General features: G+C 71.0%; 5 protein-coding genes and 1 pseudogene. 4 read left to right on the top strand and 2 right to left on the bottom strand.

Going from position 1 to position 5,064, the window contains the following annotated elements:
* The 4 genes from F3J14_RS33375 to bioB all read left to right on the top strand — a co-directional run.
* The coding region (locus F3J14_RS33375; protein WP_166726526.1) for an aminotransferase class III-fold pyridoxal phosphate-dependent enzyme at positions 1 to 722 on the top strand (722 nt) is incomplete at its 5' end.
* Complete coding sequence (bioF, locus tag F3J14_RS33370) at positions 719 to 2,134, top strand: 8-amino-7-oxononanoate synthase (protein ID WP_166726525.1); 1,416 nt, start codon at positions 719 to 721, stop codon at positions 2,132 to 2,134. The genes F3J14_RS33375 and bioF, both read left to right, overlap by 4 nt.
* Positions 2,131 to 2,850 (top strand): dethiobiotin synthase, encoded by a 720-nt coding sequence (gene bioD, locus F3J14_RS33365; RefSeq protein ID WP_006750875.1) that lies wholly within the window; start codon positions 2,131 to 2,133, stop codon positions 2,848 to 2,850. Before bioF ends, bioD begins: the two co-directional genes overlap by 4 nt.
* A 55-nt stretch (positions 2,851 to 2,905) precedes the next feature.
* Positions 2,906 to 3,925, top strand: a complete 1,020-nt coding sequence (gene bioB, locus F3J14_RS33360) for a biotin synthase BioB (RefSeq protein WP_006750874.1) — start codon at positions 2,906 to 2,908, stop codon at positions 3,923 to 3,925.
* A gap of 101 nt (positions 3,926 to 4,026) precedes the next feature.
* On the opposite strand, the gene F3J14_RS33355 is transcribed toward bioB, so the two are convergent.
* A complete protein-coding gene (locus F3J14_RS33355; RefSeq protein WP_166726524.1) occupies positions 4,027 to 4,752 on the bottom strand; it encodes a copper homeostasis protein CutC in 726 nt (241 codons plus the stop codon).
* Between the two features lie 77 nt (positions 4,753 to 4,829).
* Positions 4,830 to 5,064, bottom strand: a pseudogene (locus F3J14_RS33350) (EAL domain-containing protein); the annotation flags it as partial.

The raw sequence follows: 5,064 nt of genomic DNA, 5'->3' as shown, positions 1-5,064 counted from the left end.
TGTTCGCCGAACGCGCGGACCGGATCGCCGCGCTGATCGTCGAGCCGCTCGTGCAATGCGCGGCCGGCATGGCGATGCACGATCCGTCGTACGTGCGCGGGCTGCGCGCGCTGTGCGACGAGTTCGGCGTGCACCTGATCGCCGACGAGATCGCGGTCGGCTGCGGCCGCACCGGCACCTTCTTCGCGTGCGAGCAGGCCGGCGTCTGGCCCGATTTCCTGTGCCTGTCGAAGGGCATCAGCGGCGGCTACCTGCCGCTGTCGCTCGTGCTCACGCGCGACGACGTGTTCGCGGCCTTCTACGACGACGACACGACGCGCGGCTTCCTGCATTCGCATTCGTACACGGGCAACCCGCTCGCGTGCCGCGCGGCGGTCGCGACGCTCGACCTGTTCGCGCACGACGACGTGCTCGCCGGCAACGCGCGCAAGTCGGCCGCGATGCGCGCCGCGCTCGCGCCGCTCGACGCGCACCCGCAGGTGCACCACCTGCGCGAGCGCGGCACGCTGTTCGCATTCGACGTCGCGCTCGACGGCGACGCGGCACGCGGCTTCTCGCGGCGCTTCTTCGAGCGCGCGCTCGAACGCGAACTGCTGCTGCGTCCGATCGGCACGACCGTGTACCTGATGCCGCCGTACGTGATGAGCGACGACGACATCGCGTGGCTCGCGCAGCGCACGCGCGACACGCTGGATGCGACGCTCGCGGAGATCATGCAATGACACACACGGCCCCAAGCTCACTTCGTTCGCTGCCCCCCGAGGGGACGGCGGCAACGAACCTGCTCGATACGCTGCAGCGCGGCCTCGCCGAACTCGACGCGCAAGGGTTGCGCCGCGTGCGCCGCACCGCCGACACCGCGTGCGACGCGCACATGCGCGTCGACGGCCGCGACATCGTCGGCTTCGCGAGTAACGACTATCTCGGCCTCGCCGCGCATCCGGCGCTCGTCGCCGCATTCGCCGAAGGCGCGCGGCGCTACGGCTCCGGCAGCGGCGGCTCGCATCTGCTCGGCGGCCATTCGCGTGCGCACGCAACGCTCGAAGAGGAACTCGCGGCCTTCTCGGGCGGCTTCTCCGACGCGCCGCGCGCGCTGTACTTCAGCACAGGCTACATGGCGAACCTCGCCGCGATGACGGCGCTCACCGGCAAGGGCGCGACGATCTTCTCCGATGCGCTGAACCACGCGTCGCTGATCGACGGCATGCGGCTGTCGCGCGCGAACGTACAGGTCTATTCGCATGCGGATACGGCCTCGCTCGCCGCGCTGCTCGACGCATCGGATGCCGAAACAAAGCTGATCGTCAGCGACACCGTGTTCAGCATGGATGGCGACATCGCGCCGCTCGCCGAACTCGTCGCGCTGGCCGAACGCCACGGCGCGTGGCTGGTCGTCGACGACGCGCACGGCTTCGGCGTGCTGGGGCCCCAGGGCCGCGGCGCGCTCGCGGCCGCCGCGCTGCGCTCGCCGAACCTCATCTACGTCGGCACGCTCGGCAAGGCCGCCGGCGTCGCGGGCGCGTTCGTGATCGCGCACGAGACCGTGATCGAATGGATGATCCAGCGCGCGCGCAGCTACATCTTCACGACGGCCGCGCCGCCGGCCGTCGCGCATGCGGTATCGGCGAGCCTGAAGGTGATTGCCGGCGACGAAGGCGACGCGCGACGCGCGCACCTCGCCGCGCTGATCGAGCGCACACGCGCGCTGCTGCGCATGACACACTGGCAGCCGGTCGACTCGCACACGGCCGTGCAGCCGCTCGTGATCGGCAGCAACGACGCGACGCTTGCAGCGATGCGCGCGCTCGACGCGCACGGCCTGTGGGTGCCCGCGATCCGGCCGCCGACGGTGCCCGTCGGCACGTCGCGGCTGCGCATCTCGCTGTCGGCAGCGCATTCGTTCGACGATCTCGCACGGCTCGAAGCAGCCTTGATCGAAGCCAGCGAGGGGCAGACCCGGCGGGAGGCAGAACAGCCCCCACGCTCACTGCGTTCGCTGCCCCCCGAGGGGGCTGCAGCCTCCCTTGGGGCGGCCCGGCGGGAGGCAGAACAGCCCCCACGCTCACTGCGTTCGCTGCCCCCCGAGGGGGCTGCAGCCTCCCTTGGGGCGGCCCGGCGGGAGACTGCGGCATGACCGCCCCGCTCTCGCTGTTCGTCACCGGCACCGACACCGAAATCGGCAAGACCTTCGTCTCGGCTGCGATGCTGCACGGCTTCGCGCGGCATGGCCTGCGTGCAGCCGCGCTGAAGCCCGTCGCGGCGGGCGCGTATGAACGCGACGGCGTGTGGCGCAACGAGGACGCCGACCAGCTCGACGCAGCCGCGAACGTCGTGCTGCCGCCCGAACTGCGCACGCCGTTCCTGCTGAAGGCGCCCGCCGCACCGCACATCGTCGCGGCGCAAGAAGGCGTGACGCTCGACATCGACACGATCGTCGCGTGCCATCGCGAAGCGCTGACGCGCGCGGATATCGTCGTCGTCGAAGGCGCCGGCGGCTTTCGCGTGCCGCTGAACGACACGCAGGACATGGCCGATCTCGCGGTCGCGCTCGGCGTGCCCGTCGTGCTCGTCGTCGGCGTGCGGCTCGGCTGCATCAGCCATGCGCTGCTCACCGCCGACGCGATCGCCGCGCGCGGCCTGCGCATCGCCGGCTGGGTCGCGAACCACGTCGACCCGGCGATGTCGTTCCCCGACGAGAACGTCGCGACGATGCGCGACTGGCTCGCCCGCGAGCACGGCGCGCCGCTGCTCGGCCGCATTCCGCACATGAGCCCGGCCGCCGCCGAATCCGCCGCGGCGATGCTCGACATCGCCGCGCTCGTCGAGACGCTGCGCGCCGCGCAGCATTGACCCAACAGAAACAGATCCCCCGATCCCTCATCCCCGTCCAGGACAGGAAAACGATATGACCCAAGCCCAGACCGCCACCGTGCAACCCGACGCGATTCCCGTGGCCGCTCCGGCCTCGCAGCGCTGGCGCGTCGCCGACGTCGTCGCGCTGTTCGAGCTGCCGTTCAACGACCTGATCTTCCGCGCGCAGCAGGTGCATCGCGAACACTTCGACGCGAACGCGGTGCAGCTGTCGACGCTGCTGTCGATCAAGACGGGCGGCTGCGAGGAAGATTGCGGCTACTGCTCGCAATCGTCGCACCACGACACGGGCCTGAAGGCCGAGAAGCTGATGGACGTCGACGCGGTACTCGACGCCGCGCGCGCGGCGAAGGCGAACGGCGCGAGCCGCTTCTGCATGGGCGCCGCGTGGCGCAACCCGAAGGAGCGCCACATGCCGGCGCTGACCGAGATGGTGCGTGGCGTGAAGGAACTCGGCCTCGAAACCTGCATGACGCTCGGCATGCTGGAAGACGAGCAGGCGCAGGAACTCGCGAACGCCGGCCTCGACTACTACAACCACAACCTCGACACGTCGCCGGAGTTCTATGGCCAGGTGATCTCGACGCGCACCTACCAGGATCGTCTCGACACGCTCGACCGCGTGCGCGATGCGGGCATCAACGTGTGCTGCGGCGGCATCATCGGGATGGGCGAATCGCGCCGCGAACGCGCGGGCCTGATCTCGCAGCTCGCGAACCTGAATCCGTATCCGGATTCGGTCCCGATCAACAACCTCGTCGCGATCGAAGGCACGCCGCTCGAAGGCACCGCACCGCTCGACCCGTTCGAATTCGTGCGCACGATCGCGGTTGCGCGGATCACGATGCCGAAGGCCGTCGTGCGCCTGTCGGCCGGCCGCGAGCAGCTCGACGACGGGCTGCAGGCGATGTGCTTCCTCGCCGGCGCGAACTCGATGTTCTACGGCGACCAGCTGCTGACGACGAGCAACCCGCAGTCGCAGAAGGATCGCGCGCTGTTCGAGCGCCTCGGCATCCGCGCGAGCGACGCGGACGCGATGCAGGCGAACGCGTAAGCGGCAGCACCGCGTACCAACGAAAAAGCCGGGGCATGCCCCGGCTTTTTTTCACCCGATCGTCTGCGCCGCGTTGCCCTGCGCGTCGCGAAGCGTGCGTGTCACACGTGCGCCGCCGCGCCGTCGAGCGCCGCGCGCACGCGCTCGACCTGCTGGGCGTCGACGGGCGCCAGCACCTCGCCGCGCACCCGCACGCCCGAGCCGAAATGCACCGCGCGCGCGCCGGTGGCGCGGACGAAATCGCCGACCGCGTCGACCGTGAGCCCCGAGCCGGCCAGCACCGTGCAGGTCGAGCCGGCCGCCTGCCGCACCATCCGCGTGATCGTCGCGACGGCGTCGAGCACCGACGGATGGCCGCCCGACGTCAGCACCGACGTGACGGCCGGCACGCGCAGCAGCGCGTCGAATGCGGCGTTCAGGTCGCGCGACACGTCGAACGCGCGATGGAACGTCAGGTCGCGCCCGTCCGCGGCGGCCGCGATGCGGGCGAGCGCGTCGAGATCGACGTCACCGCGCGCATCGAGCGCACCGAACACGACGCCGTTCGCGCCGGCCGCGACGGCCGCGCGCACGTCGCGTTCGATCACGCGCAGGTCGTCGGCGTCGTAGACGAACGAGCGGCTGTGCGGGCGCACGATCACGTTGACCGGAATCGGCACCGCGGCCACGACGGCCTCGATCAGGCCGACGCTCGGCGTGAGCCCGCCTTCGGTGATCGCGGTCACGAGTTCGAGGCGGTCGGCCCCCGCGCGGGCGGCGGCCTTCGCGTCGCCGACGGTCGTGGCGATCACTTCGAGGAGGACGGAGGAAGCGGCGGTACGGTTCATCGGCGGCTCGCGAATCGTCAGGACAATTCGCGCATCCTAGCCGAGCGGCGTGAACCGCGCCAGCACGACGCCCCGCGCTATGCGCCGCCGACCTCCTCGTCGACCCAGTCGATATCGCCGCACAGCACGTGCTGCGCGTCGCCGATGCGCACGGCCACCGACAGCGTCACGCACGGCTGCGCCTCGTTGATCGACAGGTACGGGCGCGTGACCTGCACGCGTCCGGGCTCGGCGATCGCCGTGCGGAAGTACGGCCGGCGCAGCCAGTTCGCGCCCTGCGCATCCGACAGCGGCGAGAAGCGCGCCTCGGCA

This window comes from Burkholderia sp. Tr-862, from assembly GCF_011753085.1.
Lineage (GTDB): Bacteria > Pseudomonadota > Gammaproteobacteria > Burkholderiales > Burkholderiaceae > Burkholderia > Burkholderia ambifaria.
The sequence above is the reverse complement of the archived record's forward strand: the minus strand, read 5'-3'. Positions and strand labels throughout refer to the sequence as shown.